Genomic DNA, 20,984 nt, shown 5'->3' with positions numbered 1-20,984 from the left:
GACAGCTTCCGGCCCGGGCCGACCGTGATCCAGTGGCCTGAACGACACGGTTCGGTACGATCGGGCCATGAGCTCCGTCACGCCGGCTCCCGCCACTCCGGTCACGTCGGCTCCGGTCACGTCGGTCACGCCGGTCACGTCGGTCACTGCGGTCACGCCGACGCCTGGTGGGCTGCCGGACCGGCCGCACCGCGTGGTCGTCCTCGCGCTCACCGGGCTGCTGCCGTTCGAGCTGGGCATCCCGCACCGGATCTTCGGCCGCGCCAAGGACCCGGCGGGCCGGGCGCTGTACGAGATCCTCACCTGCGGGCTCGCGCCCGGACCCGTGTCCACCGACGCCGACTTCGCGATCCACGTCGAGCACGGACCGGAGCTGCTGGCCACCGCCGACACGGTGGTCGTGCCCGCCTCCTACGAGCTGGGGCCGGTCTACGACGAGGGGCGGCTCACTCCCGAACTCGCCGCCGCCCTCGCGCACGTCCGCCCCGGCACCCGGCTCGTCTCCATCTGCACGGGCGGGTACGTCCTCGCCGCGGCCGGGTATCTGGACGGGCGCCGCGCCACCACCCACTGGTCCTCCGCCGAGCACTTCCAGCGGCTCTTCCCGGCCGTGCTGGTCGACCCCGACGTGCTGTACACGGACGACGGGGACGTGCTGACCTCGGCCGGGGTGGCCGCCGGGATCGACCTGTGCCTGCACATCGTGCGCCGCGACCACGGCGCGGGCGTGGCCAACGACGTGGCCCGGCGCACGGTCGTACCGCCCCACCGCGAGGGCGGCCAGGCGCAGTTCATCGAACGGCCGGTGCCCCAGCCGCAGCTCGCCAGCACCACGGCGGCCCGGGCGTGGGTGCTGGACCGGCTGCACGAGCCGGTGCGGCTGACCGATCTGGCCCGCCAGGAGGCCATGTCCGTACGGACGTTCACCCGCCGCTTCCGGGAGGAATCCGGGGTCAGCCCGGGCCAGTGGATCGTCATGCAGCGGGTGGAGCGGGCCCGGCAGCTGCTGGAGCGCACCGAGCTGCCCATGGAAGAGGTGGCCCGGGAAACGGGGTTCGGCAACGCCCAGTCCCTGCGCAAGCACGTGCGGGCGGCGCTGGGGGTGAGCCCGACGGCGTACCGGCGGACCTTCCGGGCGGGCGGGCGGACAAGGGGCCGGGCGGGGGGCCGGGCGGTCGGCCCGGTGGGGTGAGGGGGTGCGGTCGGCCTGATCCTGCCGCTATCTGATGGGCCATCAGTTGGCGTCGGATCGCTCCCTTGACATCTGCTGCCGCCCGCTCGTGAATGGCCCCCTGCCGAGGTGGACAGCGGGGGTGTCGCGGTGCGCAGAGGGACGCGGAGCAGAGGCTGGTCGGCGGCCGTCGGCATGGCCGTCCTCGCCGCCGCGGCGGGCGGCGGGCTGGGCGCGCCGGCCGTGGCCGAGGGCGGGGAACCGGCCCCGGCGGGCCAGGTCGGCTTCCCCACGCACTGCGTGCCTCCGCAGGAGGCCGGGCTGCCGCCCGCCGACGGCCCCACCACCGCGGTGCTCACCGTGGACAACCCCGCGCCCCGGGTCGGTGACACGGTCACCGTCACCTACCGGGTGGCCGCCACCCCTGCCGTGAACCCGCTGACCACCGAGCTGCCCGTCGACGTGGTGACCCCCACCGCCGTGGTCGTGCTGGCCGGGGCGCAGCGCGGCGAGGTCACGGTCGTCGGGGCCAAGCGCAACGACCCCGTGCGGGTGGGCGAGGCCCTCCCCGCCGTCACGATGACCGGCACCTTCACCGTCACCGCGCCCGGCGAGACCACCTTCGCGCCGGGGGCCTACACCCTGCACACCAGCCACCTCCTCGACCTCGACACCACCTGTACGCCCGCGGCCGCCGGGGGGCCGCCGCCGGTCGCCGGGCGGCTCACGGCGAGCCCCGCGCCGACCGCGAACCCGCGCGCTGTCGCCCTCGGGGGCGCGTCCGGCGGGCCGGGTGCCTCCGTCAGGGTCACGGGGACCGGTTTCACCCCGGGCGCGGCCGTCACCGTCAGCGGGCGCGCGGGCGCGGCGGCCACCGCGGACCGGGTCACGGCCACCGCCGACGAGCTGGGCGTGGTCGTGGCCGAGCTGCCCGTCAGGGACCGGACGACCACGGCGGTCGTGGCGTACGAGGGCCCGGCCTGGACGGCGGAGCGGGGCTCGGGGCCGGGGGCGTACACGGTCATCGCCGAGACTCCGCCGCGGGCCGGGACGCAGAAGGTGACGGCGACGGTGGAGCCGGGGGCGCTGACGATGACCCAGGCGGGGGAGTCCGTCGCGCTCGGCGCGATCTCCTACGGCGACGGGGGCGCGGCCGTCGGCCGGATCGGCACGGTCACCGTGCGGGACGCGCGGGGCGGGCCGGCGGGCTGGTCCCTGATCGGCAAGGTCAGCGACTTCACCGGGCCGGGCGGGGTCCGGATCCCCGGCGGGAAGCTGAGCTGGACGCCGGTGTGCGTGACGGCGGCCGGGAGTCCGAGCGTCTGTGCGGCGGGCAGTGCGGGGGTGGTGGGGGAGGACGGGGCGGTCCTGGCGTCGGCCCCGGACGCGGGGGCGGTGGGCGGGACGTTCACGGTGGACGCGACCGTCACCTTGCGGGTGCCGCCGTACACCCCGCCGGGGGCCTACACGGCCGTCCTGACCTTGACCCTGTCGTGACGGCGGGTCAATCGCCTGCGGGGCTGGGGTTGGCGGGGCTGGCGACGGCGGGGCTGGAGAGACCCGGGGGTGGTGGGAATCAGCCTCGCCGGCGTTTGAGGCGCCGCCGGAGGCACGTGCAGCCTGCCCGGCGTCCGAGGGCACGGGCGGGCGGGCTGCTGCTCGCGCTGGGGGCCGGGATCGGGGTCGCGCTCGCGCCCGCCGGGACGGCAACGGCTGCCGACAACGGGCAGTGGTCCGTCGTCCCCCTCGCCAACAAGGTCGCCCAGCGGCCGTACTTCTACCTCGCCGCCACCCCCGGCGGCACCGTCTCCGACGCCGTCACCGTCACCAACCGCACCGCCGCCCCCCTCACCCTCCGGCTCTACGCCGCCGACGCCTACAACACCGCCCGCGACGGCGGCTTCGCCCTGCGCGGGCCCGGGGAGCCCCGGGAGGCCACCGGGGCCTGGACCCGGCTTGCCCAGGACCGGATCACCGTCCCGTCCGGGGGCGCGGTCAGCGTGCCGTTCACCCTGACCGTCCCCGAGCGGGCCGAACCGGGGGACCACCCCGGGGCCGTCGTCGCGCTCGAGGACAGCCCCGGAGCCACCGCCCCGGCCGGCGGCGCGGGGATCGGCGTACAGCGCGCCGTCGCCGCCCGGGTCTACCTCCGCGTCGCCGGACCGACCGCGCCGGCCCTGGCCGTGGAGGGGCTCGCGGTCACCCCGCAGGGCTCCGGCGCGCAGATCGCGTACACGCTCCACAACCTCGGGAACGTCACCCTCCGCCCCCGGATCACCCTCACCTCCACCGGAGCCCTCGGCCGCTCCCTGCTCCACCGGCAGGCCACGGCCCCCGCCGAGCTGCTGCCGGGCCAGCGGGTCCGGCTCACCGAGCACTGGGCGGACCCGCCCGCCCTCGACCGGACCGCCACGACCGTCCGCGCCGCGGCCCCCGGAGCCACCGCCCGGGCCACCGCCGGGTACGCCGCGCACCCCTGGCTGGGGGCCCCGCTCGCGGCCGCGCTCGCCCTCCTCGCGGTGGCCTGGTCGGCGCTGGGAGCCGCATCGGGGAGAATGGCCCGTATGAGCGATCGTTCCCCCGAGCCCACCGCCCCGCACCGCGCGGGCTTCGCATGCTTCGTCGGCCGCCCCAACGCGGGCAAGTCGACCCTGACCAACGCACTCGTGGGTACCAAGGTCGCGATCACCTCCAACCGGCCGCAGACCACCCGCCACACGGTCCGGGGCATCGTGCACCGCCCGGACGCCCAGCTCGTCCTGGTCGACACCCCCGGCCTGCACAAGCCGCGCACCCTTCTGGGTGAGCGGCTGAACGACGTCGTCCGGGCCACCTGGTCCGAGGTCGACGTCATCGGCTTCTGCCTCCCGGCCGACCAGAAGCTCGGCCCCGGCGACAAGTTCATCGCCAAGGAACTCGCGGGGATCAAGAAGACCCCCAAGATCGCCATCGTGACGAAGACCGACCTGGTCGAGTCCAAGGCGCTGGCCGAGCAGCTGCTCGCCATCCACCAGCTCGGCGCGGAGCTGGGCTTCGAGTGGGCCGAGATCGTCCCGGTCTCCGCGGTCGGCGACAGCCAGGTCCAGCTGCTGGCGGACCTGATCGCCCCGCTGCTCCCGGAGAGCCCGCCGCTGTACCCGGAGGGCGACCTCACCGACGAGCCCGAGATGGTGATGGTGGCCGAGCTGATCCGCGAGGCCGCGCTGGAGGGCGTACGCGACGAGCTGCCGCACTCCATCGCCGTGGTCGTCGAGGAGATGATCCCGCGCGAGAACCGTCCGGCTGACCGCCCTCTGCTGGACATCCACGCGAACGTCTACATCGAGCGGCCCAGCCAGAAGGGCATCATCATCGGCCCCAAGGGTTCGCGCCTCAAGGAGGTCGGGATGAAGTCGCGCAAGCACATCGAGGCGCTGCTCGGCACTCCCGTCTTCCTCGACCTGCACGTGAAGGTCGCGAAGGACTGGCAGCGCGACCCGAAGCAGCTGCGCAAGCTCGGGTTCTGAGCGCCCCCGCCTTCCGCCCCGCCTTCCGCCCCGCTTTCCGGCGCCCCGCCGCTGCCTTCTAGCGCAGGCGCCGTACCTTCACCGCATTGTCCGTCCGGGTCCCGGGCCGGCCGTCAGGCTGGTCCTGGGCCCGTTCGTGTTCCTCGGCCAGGAGCACCTCCCAGGCGCCGTCCGGCAGCTCCAGCTCCGCCACGACCTGCTCCGGGGTCGGGAAGCGGACCTCGGGGTGGGTCTCCTCCTGCCACTTCGCCCAGCCCGCGTGGCCGACGATCAGCAGGATGCCGCCGGAGGCGACCGACGCGGCGGCGGTGCGCAGGATCCGCTCGCGCGGGAAGTCGCCGTAGGAGTGCAGGAAGCTCGCCGAGACCAGGTCGAACTCCCCGGCCGGGAACGACTCGGCCAGGTCGTGGCGCTGCCATTCGATCCGGTCGCCGACGCCCGCCTCGGCGGCGTGCGCGGCGGCCCGCTCCAGGGCCACGCCCGAGATGTCGGTGGCGGTGACCCGCCAGCCCCGGCGGGCCAGCCACACGGCGTCGCCGCCCTCACCGCAGCCGAGGTCGAGGGCGCGCCCCGGGGTGACGCCCTCGACCTCGCGGACCAGGACCGTGTTCGCCTTCCCGCTCCAGATCCGCTCGCTCTCCTGGTAGCGGGCGTCCCAGTACTCCGCGCCCGTGGCGGTCCCGGGGACCTGGTGGTCGTGCGCGTGGCTCTGCTCGGGCATGGGGGCCTCTTCCTGCCGTACGGGCGCCGGGGTGGCGGCCCTGCCCTTCGATGCTGGGCCCGCTCCCGGGCCGACGACAAACTTTGTTGCCGTTCCGGCAAACGCGCCCCGCGGGACCACTCGGCCGGCTGCTCCCGCTACGACGGCTCCCGCTACGCCGTGTCCTCCTGTGCCGCCTCCCGCTACGCCGTCTCCTCCTGCGGCGGCTCCGCGATCAGGGCCGTGCCCACCCGGCGGAAACCGATCCGCCCGTACATCCGGGCCACGTCCTCGTCGCCCGCGGACAGGAACACGGTGAACGCACCGGCCGCCAGGGCGTCCGCCACCAGCGCCGCCGTCACGCCCTGCGCCAGGCCCTGGCGGCGGGCCGCCGGGAGGGTGCCGACGCCCGCGACCTCGGCCGTGGTGCCGACCGGGTTGTACTGGCCGGAACACAGCACGACGCCGTCGCGCACCGCCGCCGCGATGCCGGTCTGCCCGGCGTCGATCCGCCCCGCCACATGGGCCTGCCGCGCCGCGGCCGCCGGGTCCGCCGCCGCTGCCGCCAGCTCCACCGGGCCGACCTCGCCCCGGGCGGTCCCGGGCGCCGCGAAGGCCAGCATCGGGACGGTCACCGCGGCCCGCAGCAGCGGGTCGTCGGCGCCGAGGATCCGGACCTCCGGATGCGCGGGACTCCGTACGGCGTCCCGGTCCAGAACCATCAGGGGGTGTGCATGGACATGCAGTCCGGCACCCTCCGCGGCGGCCCGCAGCGAGGGGGTGTTTTCAGCCACCCATTCGAAGGCTTCCGGGACGCCCAGCTCCCGCTGGCGCGCGCGGACCCGCGCGACGTCGGCGACCGTCACCTCGGGGCCCGGGCCGGTGCCTGTCGCGGGCGCGGCGCCGCGTGCGGGGCGCGCGTAGTAGGGCCACCCGGCGCCCTCCTGGACGAACAGGGTCAGCGGGCCGAGGTCCTCGGCCCGCGCGCCCCCGGTCCGCGGCACGGTGTCGTAGTAGAGCTCAAGATCGTCGAGAAGGGTCATCCGGGCATCCAAACAGAAGGTGCCTGGTCAGGCACCCTCTTTGAGGACCCGGACGATCAGCTGGCGCTGAGCGTCGGAGAGGTTCGGGTCCTGGCACAGGACCGTGCGCCCGTCGACCGTGATCCGGTACGAGAATCCGTCCCGGACCCGGTCGGCCCCGTGCCCCGGGGGCCCCGGGCGCAGCGCGAGCTGGGCCAGGGCCTGCCATTCCGCCTCGTCGGGCAGGCCCGAGGTGTCGATCTCGACCCGGCGCTCGATGCCGGTGAACCCGCCCGTCCGCACCACAAGAATCCGCATGGGACCTGTCTACCGGCTCTACGTCGTCGGCACACCCACCTGGGACCAGGCCTTCAGGAGCGCCTCCTGCTCGGCGCCGCCGCTCCCGAATCGGGTGGCCGCGGCGGCCACCGACAGCCGGGCGAAGGAGGCGAAGTCCGCGTCCGCGGCCAGCTGGCCGCCCGTGAGGGTGTCGTACCAGATCTGCCCGGCCCGCTCCCAGGCCTTTCCGCCGAGCTCGGTGGCGGCCAGGTAGAAGGCGTGGTTCGGGATGCCGGAGTTGATGTGCACCCCGCCGTTGTCCCCGCTGGTCCGCACGTATCCGTCCATCGTCGCGGGCTGCGGGTCCTTGCCCAGCTCGTCGTCGTCGTACGCCGTGCCGGGGGCCTTCATGGACCGCAGCGCGACCCCGCTGACGTTCGGGCCGAGGAGCCCGGCCCCGATCAGCCAGTCCGCGTCCTGCGCGGTCTGGTCCAGGGAGTACTGCTTGATGAGCGAGCCGAAGACGTCCGACATCGACTCGTTGAGGGCGCCGGACTGGCCGTAGTACTCCAGGTTGGCCGTGTGCTGGGTGACCCCGTGGGTCAGCTCGTGCCCGATGACGTCCACCGGAATCGTGAAGTCGAGGAACAGGTCGCCGTCGCCGTCGCCGAAGACCATCTGGGTGCCGTCCCAGAAGGCGTTGTCGTACCGCTCGCCGTAGTGGACGGTGGCGTTCAGGGGCAGGCCCGAACCGTCGATCGAGTGGCGTCCGTACGCCTTCAGGTACAGCTCGAAGGTGGCGCCGAGCCCGGCGTAGGCGCGGTTGACGGAGGCGTCCTTGTGCAGGGGGCCGCCCTCGGCGCGCACCTTCTTGCCGGGCAGCCGGGTGTGGTGCTGGGCGTCGTAGATCGTGCGCGCGGGGGTGTCGGACGGCGGGGTGCCGAGGGCGGGTGCGACGCCCCGGACGGCGTTGATGCGGCGCCGGGTGCGCTGGAGCGAGTCGTGCTCGAGGGTGCGCTGGGCGATGTCGGCGCGGCTGGTGTCCTCGGAGCGGGAGATGCGGTCGAGGATGTGCGGCGGCACGATCGTGCAGAAGACGGGGTGGTGAGCGGGGTGGTGAGGCGTGGCATCCATGTGCGGCAATGTGGCACTGGGTCATGCCACTGTCACTAGCTGCAACCATGATTCATTCGACTGTCTGAAACCGGGTGGAGTCGGGTTGACGGATCACCCGGACCTCGACGGATCGAAAGAGTCATAGCTCACAAGAGGTACAAAACGGACTGCATGGTCTTGCATACTGAAACAGGTCCCCGCACAGCCGCGCGGCTGGGCTAGGGTGCGGTCATCATGCGTTTTGGGCTGCTTCTCCTTAGCTGCCGCGGCGAGGGCCTGTAGTCGTAGGCCGACCCCCTCCCCGCGGAGTCCGGTGTTGCGGTTTTACTGCCTGTCGGCCGTCCCAGCGAACATCACGTGGACACGCGAGGAGCCCTACGCCATGACTCAGCACACTTTTGCGGGACGACCCACCCCCATCACCAACGCCACGCACACGCAGCGCCCCTCCGGCATGCCGATCCACAAGTACGGCGCCTACGAGCAGGTGGACATCCCCGACCGCACGTGGCCGGACGCCCGGATCACCAAGGCGCCCCGCTGGCTGTCCACCGACCTGCGCGACGGCAACCAGGCCCTGATCGACCCGATGAGCCCCGCCCGTAAACGCGAGATGTTCGACCTGCTGGTGCGCATGGGCTTCAAGGAGATCGAGGTCGGCTTCCCCTCCTCCGGCGAGACCGACTTCAACTTCGTGCGCTCCATCATCGAAGAGGGCGCCATCCCGGACGACGTCACCATCTCCGTACTGACCCAGGCCCGCGAGGACCTGATCGAGCGCACCGTCGAATCGCTGGTCGGAGCCAAGCGCGCGACCGTGCACCTGTACAACGCCACCGCGCCGACCTTCCGCCGGGTCGTCTTCCGCGGCTCGAAGGACCAGATCAAGCAGATCGCCGTCGACGGCACCCGCCTGGTCATGGACTACGCCGACAAGATCCTGGGCGACGAGACCGTCTTCGGCTACCAGTACAGCCCGGAGATCTTCACCGACACCGAGCTGGACTTCGCCCTGGAGGTCTGCGAGGCCGTCTGTGACGTCTGGCAGCCGGGCGAGGGCCGCGAGATCATCCTGAACCTGCCCGCGACGATCGAGCGCTCGACGCCCTCGACCCACGCGGACCGCTTCGAGTGGATGGCCCGCAACCTGACCCGCCGCCCGTTCGTCTGCATCTCCGTCCACCCCCACAACGACCGCGGCACCGCCGTCGCCGCGGCCGAACTGGCCGTCATGGCCGGCGCCGACCGCGTCGAGGGCTGCCTGTTCGGTCAGGGCGAGCGCACCGGCAACGTCGACCTGGTCACGCTGGGCATGAACCTGTTCTCGCAGGGCGTGGACCCGGAGCTGGACTTCTCCCAGATCGACGAGATCCGCCGCACCTCCGAGTACTGCAACCAGATGGAGATCCACCCGCGCCACCCCTACGCGGGCGACCTGGTCTACACGTCCTTCTCCGGCTCCCACCAGGACGCCATCAAGAAGGGCTTCGACGCCATGGAGGCCGACGCGGCCGCCCAGGGCAAGACCGTGGACGACATCGAGTGGGCGGTGCCGTACCTGCCGATCGACCCGAAGGACGTCGGCCGCTCCTACGAGGCGGTCATCCGGGTCAACTCGCAGTCCGGCAAGGGCGGAATCGCATACGTTCTGAAGAACGAGCACAAGCTGGACCTGCCGCGCCGGATGCAGATCGAGTTCTCCCGGATCATCCAGGCCAAGACCGACGCCGAAGGCGGCGAGGTCACGCCGAAGGCGATCTGGTCCATCTTCGAGGACGAGTACCTGCCCAACCGGGAGAACGCGGACGCCCGTTGGGGCCGCATCCAGCTGCGCTCCGGCCAGACGACCACCGACACGGACGGCACCGACACGCTGACCGTCGAAGCGGTCGTGGACGGCGCCGAGACCGTACTGGAGGGCACCGGCAACGGTCCGATCTCGGCCTTCTTCGCCGCGCTGGCCGCCATCGGCATCGACGCCCGCCTGCTGGACTACACCGAGCACACGATGAGCGAGGGCGCCTCCGCGCAGGCCGCCTCGTACATCGAGTGCGCCATCGACGGCCGTGTCCTGTGGGGCATCGGCATCGACGCGAACACCACGCGCGCCTCCCTGAAGGCCGTCATCTCGGCCGTGAACCGCGCGGGTCGCTGACCCCCGCGCACGCCGCGACACCGCGAAACCCCGCCCCTCGCTCGCGAGGGGCGGGGTTTCCGTCGTTCGGGCACTCGGGTCAGGGATGGCAGGGGTGTGGCGACGTCCCTCGAACGAGGGACGATTCGGGGGGAAAACGAGCGGTATTCCGGGCGCACCACCGGGGGCGCACTTCGGCCAACTCGCGGACTCGACCGATGTTGTCTTGTCACACGACTGACGCATGCTCACCGATGTGGCTAACATCACGCCAACCCGGCGATGTTGCCGGACCGTTACGGAGGTGCGAACGTGCTGCCAGTTCGGGGCGGGACCGGCCGGAAGTTGGCGTGGGGCATCCGTACCACCTGGAACACCGTGGGCGACGGGGATTTCTTCTGCCCCGGCTGCGGTGGTGACCGCAACTACCGCCGCCGCACCGGCCGCCGGCGGCTCACCGTGCTGGGCGTGCCGCTGCTGCCGCGCGGCAGCGTCGGCCCGGTGGTCGAATGCGCCGCCTGTCGCGACCGCTACGACACCGACGTGCTTGACCACCCCACCACCACCCGGTTCTCGACGATGCTGCGGGACGCCGTCCACACGGTCACCCTGGCGGTCCTGGCGGCGGGCGGTACGTCGTCGCGCAGCGCCCTGGAGGCCGCTGTGAGCGCCGTACGGGCCGCGGGCTTCCAGGACTGCACGGAGGAGCAGCTGGAGTCTCTGGTCGAGGCCTTGGCCACCGATGAGGGCCGCCTGGGCCTCTACGACGGCCCGGAGTGCTGCGGGGCCGCCCTGTCGATCGAGCTGCACGAGGTACTGGAGCCCCTGGCCCCGCACCTGGCCGCCCCGGGCCGGGAGTCCCTCCTGCTCCAGGCCGCCCGCATCGCCCTGGCGGACGGTCCGTACATCCCGGCCGAGCGAGAGGTCCTGACAACGGTGGGCGCGGCCCTCCGCCTGGACGCCGACGAGGTAACGAGCCTGCTGGCGGGGGTACGGGCCACGGGGTCTTGGTGAGGGGCCCGGCTTCGCCGGGCGCGGCTTCGCCGCAGGGGCTCGGGCTTCGAGCGTCCGGGGTCGGTGAGGCGCCCGGGGGCTGCCCGTCAGTTCAACTGTCTCTTCGTGCCGAGCCGCACTGTCAAGGGCGCTCCCTGCGGTCGCGTCGCTGCGCGATGGCCTGCGGCCACCCTTGACAGCGCGACTCGACCCGAAAAGCCAAGAACTGTCGGGCGGCCCCCGGAGGAAGGCAGGGGGGAGGGCCCCCGAAGGCCCGGGTCCTGGGCGAGTGGCCAGGGGCCCTGGTGGGGCCACACCGCGCCCTCCGGGCGGAAAGGCCACAGACGACAAGCGACAAGAACGCCGGCAGATCGCTACGCGCTTCTCTGGGATCGGCGTCTGCGGCCTGCACGTCGCCCTCATGAGCACGTAGTCGGGTCAAGGTGGACTCGACACTCAACATCCCTCCAAGACGCCCCTTTTGTGGCCATTTGAGACACGGCTGGTGAGTCGGACGGCTGCTTGATCCGTCCCCATGCTCGTCCAGCCGTAGTTGAGGTCCAAGACGGGCCCCGAACAGGCCGCAGACGCCTGCCGGTCGCGACTGTGTAGCGATCTGGCGCGTGTCTGTCGCTTGTCGCCTGTCGTCTGTCCGCCCGGAGGGCGCGGCTTGGCCGCACCCTCGCCCCGGCCCAGCGACTTCACGAGGGGCCCATGGTCGGCATGCCCCCTGCCGTTCCTCCGGGGGCCGCCCGACAGTTCTTGGCTTTTCGTGTCGAGTCGTGCTGTCAAGGGTGGCCGCAGGCCATCGCGCAGCGACGCGACCGCAGGGAGCGCCCTTGACAGTGCGGCTCGGCACGAAGAGACAGTTGAACTGGCGGGCAGCCCCCGGGAACCACCCCGACCCCGGACGCTCGAAGCGCGGGCCCTCGCGGCGAAGCCGCGCCCCCCACGCCCCCCAAATCAGGGCAGACGCGACGCCCCCACCGTAACGATCCGGCCTCGCGCGTGGCCGAGAGGTGTCGTCTGATGTGTGGAAGCGATCGATCCGGGGTTGGGGTATCCACCAAGTGGACTGGTGTGCGATCACGTTCCACGTTGCTCATGGGAAGTAGTACGCGAGCGATTTTTCCAGCTCATCAGGCTGACGGCTCGGTGGCATAGCCATCGCGCACTGCAAATCAGCACCCCGCGTCGTGCCCCGCATACTCCGCCCCCAGCGGTGCCCGCTACTGGAGAAACCTCCACAGATGCGTTCACGAAACGTCAACAATTTGTGGAAGTCGACGATATCTGTGAAGCCCCCCACCGGCGTTCAATTCCGGTCACACGGCGAGGCGCTGCCTGTAACACGGCACGGCTTCGATTCACGTGAACGTACTGACAACCCTGGCGGATCAACGGGCTCACGACCCACTTCGACCAGGGATAACCAGATCTCCTCTCGCTTACCTACCTCTTGAAGGGCAAGGCAGAGATGGCACGTGTCGCCGCCCGGCTTTCCGACAACGGACAGCAGAGCACGCACCCGGTCGACGAGGTGCTCCCCCTCCCCAAGCTCGCGCTGTACGGCTTCCAGCACGTACTCGCGTTCTACGCCGGCGCGGTGATCGTCCCGATCCTCGTCGGCAGCGCGCTCAAGCTCACCCCCGAGCAGTTGGTCTATCTGATCAACGCTGACCTCTTCACCTGCGGAATCGCCTCGATCATCCAGGCATGGGGGATCGGCCGGATCGGCGCCCGGCTGCCGATCGTCCAGGGCGTCACCTTCACCGCCGTGTCCCCGATGATCGCCATCGGGCTGGGTGCGGGCGGCGGGACGGCCGCCCTGCTCGTGATCTACGGCGCGGTCATCACGGCCGGCATCGCCACCTTCGCCTTCGCCTGGATGCCCGCCCGGGTGTTCAAGATCGTGATGGCCCTCTTCCCGCCCGTCGTCACCGGCACGGTGATCACGATCCTCGGCATCGTGCTGCTGCCCGTCGCCCTCAAGGACGTCGTCGGTGGCGCGCCGCTGGTCGGTGACGGCGGTGACCCCACGCAGCTCGCCTACGCCGCCGGCACGATGCTCTTCGTCCTGGTCGTCATGCGGCTGGGTCAGGCCTTCCTGTCCAGCATCGCCGTCCTGCTCGGCCTGGTGGGCGGCACCCTCGTCGCCTTCGCCCTCGGCGACGCGAAGTTCGAGGCCGTCAGCGCCTCCGACTGGGTCGGGGTCACCACGCCCTTCCACTTCGGCGCACCGAAGTTCGAGTGGTTCCCGATCCTCCTCATGCTGATCGTCATGCTGATCACGATGGTCGAGACGACCGGTGACACCTACGCCGTCGGCGAGATCGTCGGCAGGGACATCGACAGCGAGACCGTGGCCCGCGCCCTGCGGGCCGACGGAGCGGCCACCGCGATCGGCGGTCTGCTGAACTCCTTCCCCTACGTCGCCTTCGCCGAGAACGTCGGCCTGGTCCGGGTCACCAAGGTCAAGAGCCGGTTCGTGGTGGTCGCCGCGGGCGTGATCATGATCATCCTGGGTCTGCTCCCGAAGGCCGCCGCCATCGTCGCGGCGATCCCGCCGGGTGTCCTGGGCGGCGCGGCCACCGTGATGTTCGGCATGGTCGCCCTGGCCGGTATCCAGACGCTGGGCAAGGTGGACCTCAAGGAGGAGAAGAACGCGCTGATCGTGGGCGTCTCCCTCGCCTTCGCGCTCTTCCCGGCCACCGTCCCGGCCTTCTTCGAGAAGCACATGAGCGTGGACACCGCCTCGCTCCTCAACAGCGGTGTCACCCTCGGTGCCACCGCCGCGATCCTCCTCAACCTGCTCTTCAACGGCCTGCCGAGCGGCGACCCGCACGCCGCGGCACCCCTCCCCGCCGGGCCCGTGGCCCTCATACCGCCGCAGGACGCACCCGAGGCCGCCACACCGGCGCAGGACGAGGGCGAGGACGCCCCCGCCCCGGCCGTCTGATCCACCCGTCTGATCCACCCCCTCCGCCCCCCGGAAAAAACGTCCCCGGACCGGCCCTCCCCGGTCCGGGGACACCCGTGTCCAGGGCCCGTAGGTGCCGTCCGTGGTCTGTCAGTGCCGTACGGGACAATGGAACCCATGAGTCTGTTCCGCGACGACGGCATCGTGCTGCGCACCCAGAAGCTGGGTGAGGCGGACCGCATCATCACGCTCCTGACCCGTGGCCACGGCCGGGTCCGGGCCGTGGCCCGCGGTGTGCGGCGGACCAAGTCGAAGTTCGGCGCCGGGCTGGAACCTTTCTCCCACGCCGACGTGCAGTTCTTCGCCCGCGGCAGCGATCTCGTCAGCCGCAGCCTGCCGCTGTGCACCCAGACCGAGATCATCTCCCCCTACGGCAACGGCATCGTCGTGGACTACGCCCGCTACACCGCGGGCACCGCGATGCTGGAGACCGCCGAGCGGTTCACCGACCAGGAGGGCGAGCCCGCCGTACAGCAGTACCTGCTGCTCGTCGGCGCCCTGCGCACCCTCTCGCGCGGCGAGCACGCGCCGAACCTCATCCTCGACGCCTTCCTGCTGCGCTCCCTCGCCGTCAACGGCTACGCCCCCAGCTTCACGAACTGCGCGAAGTGCGGCATCCACGGCCCCAACCGGCACTTCTCCGTCGCGGCCGGCGGGGTCGTCTGCGGGGACTGCCGGGTGCCCGGCAGCGTCGTACCCTCGTCGGAGGCCATCGCACTGCTCAGCGCGCTGCTGACCGGAGACTGGCCGCACGCGGACGCCTGCGAGGCGCGCCACGTCCGGGAGGGCAGCGGGCTGGTCTCCGCCTACTTGCACTGGCATCTGGAGCGCGGGCTACGCTCCCTGCGTTACGTCGAGAAATAGGAGCTGTACACATGGCACGACGCGGGATCCTGGGGCGCAGCCGTCGGGACTACAAGCTTCCGGAGCCGCACCCGTCCGGTGCGCGCCCGCCGAAGATCCCCGGCGAACTGATCCCGAACCACGTCGCGGTCGTCATGGACGGCAACGGCCGCTGGGCCAAGGAGCGCGGTCTGCCGCGCACCGAGGGGCACAAGGTCGGCGAGGGCGTCGTGCTCGACGTACTCAAGGGCTGTCTGGAGATGGGCGTCAAGAACCTCTCCCTGTACGCCTTCTCGACGGAGAACTGGAAGCGGTCGCCCGACGAGGTGCGCTTCCTGATGAACTTCAACCGGGACGTCATCCGCCGCCGCCGCGACGAGATGAACGAGCTGGGCATCCGGATCCGCTGGGTCGGCCGCATGCCGAAGATGTGGAAGTCGGTCGTCCAGGAGCTCCAGGTCGCGCAGGAACAGACCGTCGACAACGATGCGATGACGCTCTATTTCTGTGTCAACTATGGCGGCCGTGCGGAGATCGCGGACGCGGCGCAGGCGATCGCCCGCGATGTGGCGGCGGGCCGTCTCGACCCGTCGAAGGTCAACGAGAAGACCTTCGCGAAGTACATGTACTACCCGGACATGCCGGACGTGGACCTCTTCCTGCGGCCCAGCGGCGAGCAGCGCACCTCCAACTACCTGCTCTGGCAGAGCGCTTACGCCGAGATGGTGTTCCAGGACGTGCTGTGGCCGGACTTCGACCGGCGCAATCTGTGGGCGGCCTGCCTGGAGTACGCGCAGCGCGACCGCCGCTTCGGCGGGGCGCTCCCGAACCAGCCGGAAATCCCGGGACAGCCGGGCTGACGCGGCCCTATCCTCACCGGCATGGAAACGGGTGGGGATCAGGGGCACGACACCGCGGCGGGGGCCGGGCGGGGCGGGGCGGAGCAGCCCGTGGAGCTCGTCTACCAGCTCACGACGCAGGACTTCGCGCAGGCGCTGAGCGCGCGCGCCCGGCACACCGCGTCCGGGCGGTTCCAGCGCCGGATGCTGCTGTCGGCGGGGGTGCTGATCGCCCTGATCGGCGCCCTGTCGCTGGTGTCGGCCGGGCCGGTCGAGCTCGATCGGCTGGCGTTCCTGGGCGGCGGGGTGCTGCTCGCGGCGCTGGCGCGGTACGGTCCGCAGCTCACGGCGCGCGCGCTGGGCGGCGTACTGGCGAAGGTGGGGGAGACCCGGGCCGTCGTGAGTGACGCCGGGCTGCGGGTGACCACGGCCGATGCCGAGTCGCGGGTCAATTGGGTCGTGCAGCCGACGTACGTGGAGACGCCCGGGGCGTTCGTCATGCTCAGCGACGACAAGCGCGCCGCGGCCATGACGATCCTGCCGAAGCGCGGGGTGGGCGGCCCCGCCGACCTGGAGCGGCTGCGGGCGGTCCTGGACCGGAACCTGCGGCGCCGCTAGCCTGCGGCGCCGCGACCCGTACTAGGCGGCGGCCGCCGCGCAGTCGGCGCAGGTGCCGAAGATCTCCACGGTGTGGGCGACGTTCACATAGCCGTGCTCGGCCGCGATCGCCTCGGCCCACTTCTCCACCGCCGGGCCCTCGACCTCCACGGCCTTGCCGCACTTGCGGCAGACCAGGTGGTGGTGGTGCTCTCCGGTGGAGCAGCGCCGGTAGACGGATTCGCCGTCGCTGGTGCGCAGGACGTCGACCTCGCCCGCGTCGGCGAGGGACTGCAGGGTGCGGTACACGGTGGTCAGGCCCACGGAGTCGCCGCGGTGCTTGAGCATGTCGTGCAGCTCCTGGGCGCTGCGGAACTCGTCCACCTCGTCCAGCGCGGCCGCGACGGCGGCCCGCTGCCGGGTCGAGCGCCCTCGGACTGGCGCGGTATTCATCTCGCCAGGGGCAGTCGCCACCGGGTCCTCCTCATATCGGGCCGTCCGGCTATTGTGCCAGCCCCCCGGTCCCGGGCGCCCCGTCCGGAGCGCTACTGGACCTTCACGTCGTCCTGCGTGCAGACCTGTTCGGCGGTGCGCGCGGCCCGTGCGCGCCGTCGGGCGAGCGGGGTGGAGACCAGCGAGAGCACCAGGAAGACGGCGATGGCCATGAGCACGATCATCGCGCCCGAGGGGACGTCGATGTAGTACGTCGTGGCGGTGCCGGTCAGCGAGATCGTGAGGCTGATCGCGATGGCCAGGCCCAGGGTGGCGGCGAAGCCGCGGGTGAGCCGCTGGGCGGCGGCGACCGGGATCACCATCATGGCGCTGACCAGGAGCAGGCCGACGATGCGCATGGCGACGGTGACGGTGACGGCCGCGGTGATCGCGATCATCAGGTTCAGGAACCGCACCGGCAGGCCGGTGACCCGGGCGAACTCCTCGTCCTGGCAGACGGCGAAGAGCTGGCGGCGCAGGCCGATGGTGACGGCCAGGACGAAGGCGGACAGGATCGCCATCGCGATGACGTCCTCGGGCGCGACCGCGGCGATCGAACCGAACATCGGGCCCAGAAGCTTGGCGGTGGAGCCGCCCGGAGCCATGTTGATGATCAGCACGCCGCCGGCCAGACCGCCGTAGAAGAGCATCGCGAGCGCGACGTCGCCGCTGGTCTTGCCGCGCGCGCGGATCAGCTCCATGCCGACGGCGCCGATGACGGCGACCAGCGTGGCCATCCAGACGGGGCTGCTCTGGAGCAGGAAGCCGAGCGCGACACCGGTCATGGCGACGTGGCCGAGGCCGTCTCCCATGACCGCCTGGCGGCGCTGGACGAGGTACGTGCCGATGGCGGGGGCGGTGATGCCGACGAGAGCGGCCGCGATCAGGGCCCGCTGCATGAAGGCGTAGTCGAGGATCTCCATCAGCTCAGCAGTCCCGTCCGGATCGGTTCGGCGTCGTGGGCCGCGTGGGGGTGTACGTGGTCGTGGCCGGGCAGGGCGTGCTGGCCCAGAGCCTCGGGGGGCGGTCCGTCGTGCATGACGCAGCCGTCGCGCAGGACGACGGCCCGGTCGATCAAGGGCTCGAGCGGGCCCAGCTCGTGCAGGACGAGCAGGACGGTGGTGCCGGCCTCCACCTGGAGGCGCAGGGCGTTCGCGAGGACTTCCTGGTTGGCGAGGTCGACGCCCGCCATCGGCTCGTCCATGATCAGCAGCTCGGGCTCCACGGCGAGGGCCCGGGCTATGAGGACGCGCTGGTGCTGGCCGCCGGAGAGGGCGTTGACCGAGGCGTCGGCGTACCCGTCCATGTCGACGAGGGCGAGGGCGCGCTCCACGGCCGCCTTGTCGGCGGCGCGCAGGAACCCGAAGCGGGTGCGGGCCAGGCGTCCGGCGGAGACGACCTCGCGGACGGTGGCCGGGACGCCGCTGGCGGCGGTGGTGCGCTGGGGGACGTACCCGATGCGCGACCACTGCCGGAAGCGCTTGAAGTCCGTACCGAAGAGGGAGAGCGTGCCCGCGGTCAGCGGGACCTGGCCGACCACGGCGCGGACGGCCGTGGACTTGCCGGAGCCGTTGGCGCCGAGCAGGGCGACGACCTCACCGCGCCGGACGGTGAGGTCGACCCCGCGCAGCACGGGGCGCGAGCCGAGCGTGGCCGTGGCCCCGCGCAGGGATATGACGGGCTGCTCCACCGCTGTCGCGGCTGCCGTGGACTCCATGGCTCGCGCCTCCGTTGCTGCTACTGCTGCCATTACTTGTTGCCGAGCGCCTTCTGCAGGTTCTTGAGGTTGGACCGCATGATCGCGAAGTAGTCAGCGCCCTGGGACGTGTCGGTGATTCCCTCGAGGGGGTCGAGGACATCGGTCTTCAGGCCCGTGTCGCGGGCGAGGGTCTTGGCCGTCTTGTCGCTGGCCAGCGCCTCGAAGAACACGGTCGTCACATTGTCCTTCTTCGCGACGTCCTGCAGTTCCTTCATCCGGGCGGGGGTCGGCTCGGACTCGGGGTCGATGCCGGAGATGCCCTCCTGGTCGAGGCCGTAGCGCGCGGAGAGGTAGCCGAAGGCGGAGTGGGTGGTGATGAAGGTCTTGGAGGCCGTGTTCTTCAGGCCGTCCTTGAACTCGGTGTCCAACGCGGTCAGCTTGGCGACGAGGTCGTCGGCGTTCTTCTTGTAGTCCGCGGCGTGGTCGGGGTCGGCCTTCTCCAGGGCGGCGCCGACGCCCTTGGCGATCTCGGCGTACTTGACCGGGTCGAGCCAGACGTGCGGGTCCTCACCGGACTCGCCGTGGCTGTGGCCGTGGTCCGCTTCGCCCTCGGCGTGGTCGTGGCCGGAGGCGCCGTGGACTTCGAGCTTGGTGAAGGTGGCGGCGTCGACGACGTTCTTGGCGGGGGTCTGTGCGACGGCCTTGTCGACGGCGGGCTGCAGGCTCTTGAGGTAGAGGACCAGGTCGGCCTCGCCGAGCGCGGCCGTCTGCCGCGGGGTGATCTCCAGGTCGTGCGGTTCGACGCCCGGCTTGGTCAGGGAGGTGACCTTCACGTGGTCCTTGCCGATCTGCTCGGCGAGGAACTGCATCGGGTAGAACGACGCCATGACGTCGAGCTTGCCGTCCTTGCCGGTGCCCGCGGCGGAGGCGCCGGAGCAGGCGGTCAGGGCCGTGGCGCCGAGGGCGACGGCCGTGGCAAGGGCGGCGGTGGGTATGAGGCGACGTACGTTCATGACATCCATTTTCATCAAAAATGGAAACGATTGTCAACAAGCCTGGTGAGGGTGCCCCGGGAGCCGCTCTAAGGGGATCCGATTTGAAGGAGGGGGTACGGGCGCCGGTAACCTAAAGGCTTCGCCGTTCGTCCTCGTAATGAAGAGAGCACCGTGGCCGCCGACAAGATCGAGACCATCGTCAGCCTGAGCAAGCGCCGTGGCTTCGTCTACCCGTGCAGTGAGATCTACGGCGGCTCCAGGGCTGCCTGGGACTACGGTCCGCTGGGTGTCGAGCTGAAGGAGAACATCAAGCGCCAGTGGTGGCGTTCGATGGTCACCGGCCGTGAGGACGTGGTGGGTCTCGACTCCTCCGTGATCCTGGCCCGCGAGGTCTGGGAGGCCTCGGGCCACGTCGCGACCTTCTCGGACCCGCTGACCGAGTGCACCTCCTGCCACAAGCGTTACCGCGCCGACCACCTGGAAGAGGCGTACGAGGCCAAGCACAACCGCCTCCCCGCGAACGGCCTGGCCGACATCAACTGCCCGAACTGCGGCAACAAGGGCCAGTTCACCGAGCCCAAGCAGTTCTCCGGCATGCTGCAGACGCACCTCGGCCCGACCCAGGACGCCGGCTCCGTCGCGTACCTGCGCCCCGAGACCGCCCAGGGCATCTTCACCAACTTCGCCCAGGTGCTGACGACTTCGCGCAAGAAGCCCCCGTTCGGTATCGCCCAGATGGGCAAGTCCTTCCGCAACGAGATCACGCCGGGCAACTTCATCTTCCGCACGCGCGAGTTCGAGCAGATGGAGATGGAGTTCTTCGTCAAGCCGGGCGAGGACGAGCAGTGGCAGGAGTACTGGATGCAGGAGCGGTGGAACTGGTACCGCGACCTGGGTCTCCGCGAGGAGAACATCCGCTGGTACGACCACCCGAAGGACAAGCTGTCCCACTACTCGAAGCGCACCGCCGACATCGAGTACCGCTTCAACTTCGGTGGTAACGAGTTCTCCGAGCTCGAGGGCGTGGCCAACCGCACCGACTTCGACCTCAAGGCGCACTCCGCCGCCTCCGGCCAGGAACTCATGTTCTTCGACCAGGAGTCCAAGGAGAAGTACACCCCGTACGTCATCGAGCCGGCGGCCGGTGTCAACCGCGCCATGCTCGCCTTCATGCTCGACGCGTACAACGAGGACGAGGCCCCCAACGCCAAGGGCGTCATGGAGAAGCGCACCGTGATGCGCCTCGACCCGCGCCTGGCTCCGGTCAAGGTCGCCGTCCTGCCGCTGTCCCGCAACGCGCAGCTGTCGCCGAAGGCCAAGGGCCTCGCCGCCGACCTGCGCAAGAACTGGAACATCGAGTTCGATGACGCGGGCGCCATCGGCCGCCGCTACCGCCGCCAGGACGAGATCGGCACGCCGTTCTGCGTGACGGTCGACTTCGACACCCTGGACGACAACGCGGTGACCGTGCGCGAGCGCGACACCATGAAGCAGGAGCGCGTCTCCCTGGACCAGATCCAGAGCTACCTCGGCAGCCGTCTGCTGGGCTGCTAGGTCGGATGTGACAGGGGTGGCCCGGTGCGCGCTGCGCACCGGAGCGCACCCCAAACCCAAAGCC

18 protein-coding genes are annotated in these 20,984 nt (G+C 71.2%); 10 read left to right on the top strand and 8 right to left on the bottom strand.

Translation table 11 applies throughout. From position 1 onward, the window contains the following. Positions 1-67 precede the first annotated feature (67 nt). From ABT084_RS22960 to era, 3 genes are all read left to right on the top strand, one after another. The gene (locus ABT084_RS22960; RefSeq protein ID WP_351046938.1) at positions 68-1,192 is read left to right on the top strand and encodes a GlxA family transcriptional regulator; all 1,125 of its coding nucleotides are present in this window, start codon (positions 68-70) and stop codon (positions 1,190-1,192) included. A gap of 174 nt (positions 1,193-1,366) precedes the next feature. After that, a complete protein-coding gene (locus ABT084_RS22955; protein ID WP_351047059.1) occupies positions 1,367-2,668 on the top strand; it encodes a WxL domain-containing protein in 1,302 nt (433 codons plus the stop codon). A 1,058-nt stretch (positions 2,669-3,726) separates the two neighbouring features. After that, complete coding sequence (gene era, locus ABT084_RS22950; RefSeq protein ID WP_443065435.1) at positions 3,727-4,677, top strand: GTPase Era; 951 nt, start codon at positions 3,727-3,729, stop codon at positions 4,675-4,677. A gap of 58 nt (positions 4,678-4,735) precedes the next feature. On the opposite strand, the gene ABT084_RS22945 is transcribed toward era, so the two are convergent. The 4 genes from ABT084_RS22945 to ABT084_RS22930 all read right to left on the bottom strand — a co-directional run bounded on the left by ABT084_RS22945 (position 4,736) and on the right by ABT084_RS22930 (position 7,812). Next, positions 4,736-5,398, bottom strand: coding sequence for an SAM-dependent methyltransferase (locus ABT084_RS22945; RefSeq protein WP_351046936.1), 663 nt, complete (start codon positions 5,396-5,398; stop codon positions 4,736-4,738). Between the two features lie 182 nt (positions 5,399-5,580). Then, positions 5,581-6,420, bottom strand: coding sequence for a GNAT family N-acetyltransferase (locus tag ABT084_RS22940; RefSeq protein ID WP_351046934.1), 840 nt, complete (start codon positions 6,418-6,420; stop codon positions 5,581-5,583). A 27-nt stretch (positions 6,421-6,447) separates the two neighbouring features. Then, complete coding sequence (locus tag ABT084_RS22935; protein WP_351046931.1) at positions 6,448-6,717, bottom strand: protealysin inhibitor emfourin; 270 nt, start codon at positions 6,715-6,717, stop codon at positions 6,448-6,450. Positions 6,718-6,735: 18 nt separating this feature from the next. Beyond that, positions 6,736-7,812: a M4 family metallopeptidase gene (locus tag ABT084_RS22930; RefSeq protein ID WP_351046928.1), complete on the bottom strand. Its 1,077-nt coding sequence runs from the start codon at positions 7,810-7,812 to the stop codon at positions 6,736-6,738. A 364-nt stretch (positions 7,813-8,176) separates the two neighbouring features. Here ABT084_RS22930 and leuA point away from each other — a divergent pair, with 364 nt between their 5' ends. From leuA to ABT084_RS22900, 6 genes are all read left to right on the top strand, one after another. After that, positions 8,177-9,949, top strand: a complete 1,773-nt coding sequence (gene leuA, locus ABT084_RS22925) for a 2-isopropylmalate synthase (RefSeq protein WP_351046925.1) — start codon at positions 8,177-8,179, stop codon at positions 9,947-9,949. 291 nt (positions 9,950-10,240) lie between these two features. Beyond that, positions 10,241-10,942, top strand: coding sequence for a TerB family tellurite resistance protein (locus tag ABT084_RS22920; RefSeq protein ID WP_351046923.1), 702 nt, complete (start codon positions 10,241-10,243; stop codon positions 10,940-10,942). Between the two features lie 1,456 nt (positions 10,943-12,398). Next, entirely contained in the window at positions 12,399-13,880 is a 1,482-nt protein-coding gene (locus ABT084_RS22915; RefSeq protein ID WP_351046920.1) for a nucleobase:cation symporter-2 family protein, read from the top strand. A gap of 138 nt (positions 13,881-14,018) precedes the next feature. After that, positions 14,019-14,765 (top strand): DNA repair protein RecO, encoded by a 747-nt coding sequence (gene recO / locus ABT084_RS22910; protein ID WP_351046918.1) that lies wholly within the window; start codon positions 14,019-14,021, stop codon positions 14,763-14,765. 11 nt (positions 14,766-14,776) lie between these two features. Continuing rightward, complete coding sequence (locus ABT084_RS22905) at positions 14,777-15,604, top strand: isoprenyl transferase (protein WP_351046915.1); 828 nt, start codon at positions 14,777-14,779, stop codon at positions 15,602-15,604. Between the two features lie 21 nt (positions 15,605-15,625). Continuing rightward, a complete protein-coding gene (locus tag ABT084_RS22900) occupies positions 15,626-16,201 on the top strand; it encodes a hypothetical protein (RefSeq protein ID WP_351046913.1) in 576 nt (191 codons plus the stop codon). A gap of 21 nt (positions 16,202-16,222) precedes the next feature. Here the strand turns inward: ABT084_RS22900 and ABT084_RS22895 are convergent, their stop codons facing one another. From ABT084_RS22895 to ABT084_RS22880, 4 genes are all read right to left on the bottom strand, one after another. After that, positions 16,223-16,654: a Fur family transcriptional regulator gene (locus tag ABT084_RS22895; protein WP_351046910.1), complete on the bottom strand. Its 432-nt coding sequence runs from the start codon at positions 16,652-16,654 to the stop codon at positions 16,223-16,225. 71 nt (positions 16,655-16,725) lie between these two features. Continuing rightward, positions 16,726-17,595, bottom strand: coding sequence for a metal ABC transporter permease (locus ABT084_RS22890; RefSeq protein WP_351046907.1), 870 nt, complete (start codon positions 17,593-17,595; stop codon positions 16,726-16,728). Continuing rightward, positions 17,595-18,389 carry a metal ABC transporter ATP-binding protein gene (locus ABT084_RS22885; RefSeq protein ID WP_351046904.1) on the bottom strand — a complete coding sequence of 265 codons (795 nt, stop codon included), beginning with the start codon at positions 18,387-18,389 and terminating at the stop codon, positions 17,595-17,597. Before ABT084_RS22885 ends, ABT084_RS22890 begins: the two co-directional genes overlap by 1 nt. A 32-nt stretch (positions 18,390-18,421) precedes the next feature. Continuing rightward, entirely contained in the window at positions 18,422-19,384 is a 963-nt protein-coding gene (locus tag ABT084_RS22880; protein ID WP_351046901.1) for a metal ABC transporter substrate-binding protein, read from the bottom strand. 153 nt (positions 19,385-19,537) lie between these two features. Between ABT084_RS22880 and ABT084_RS22875 the strand changes: the two genes are divergently transcribed. After that, positions 19,538-20,920: a glycine--tRNA ligase gene (locus ABT084_RS22875; protein WP_351046898.1), complete on the top strand. Its 1,383-nt coding sequence runs from the start codon at positions 19,538-19,540 to the stop codon at positions 20,918-20,920. Positions 20,921-20,984 lie beyond the last annotated feature (64 nt).

This window comes from Streptomyces sp. NPDC002138 (assembly GCF_040296485.1).
Taxonomy (GTDB): domain Bacteria; phylum Actinomycetota; class Actinomycetes; order Streptomycetales; family Streptomycetaceae; genus Streptomyces.
Note: the sequence above shows the minus strand (reverse complement) of the source record. Positions and strands in the feature narration are given on the sequence as shown.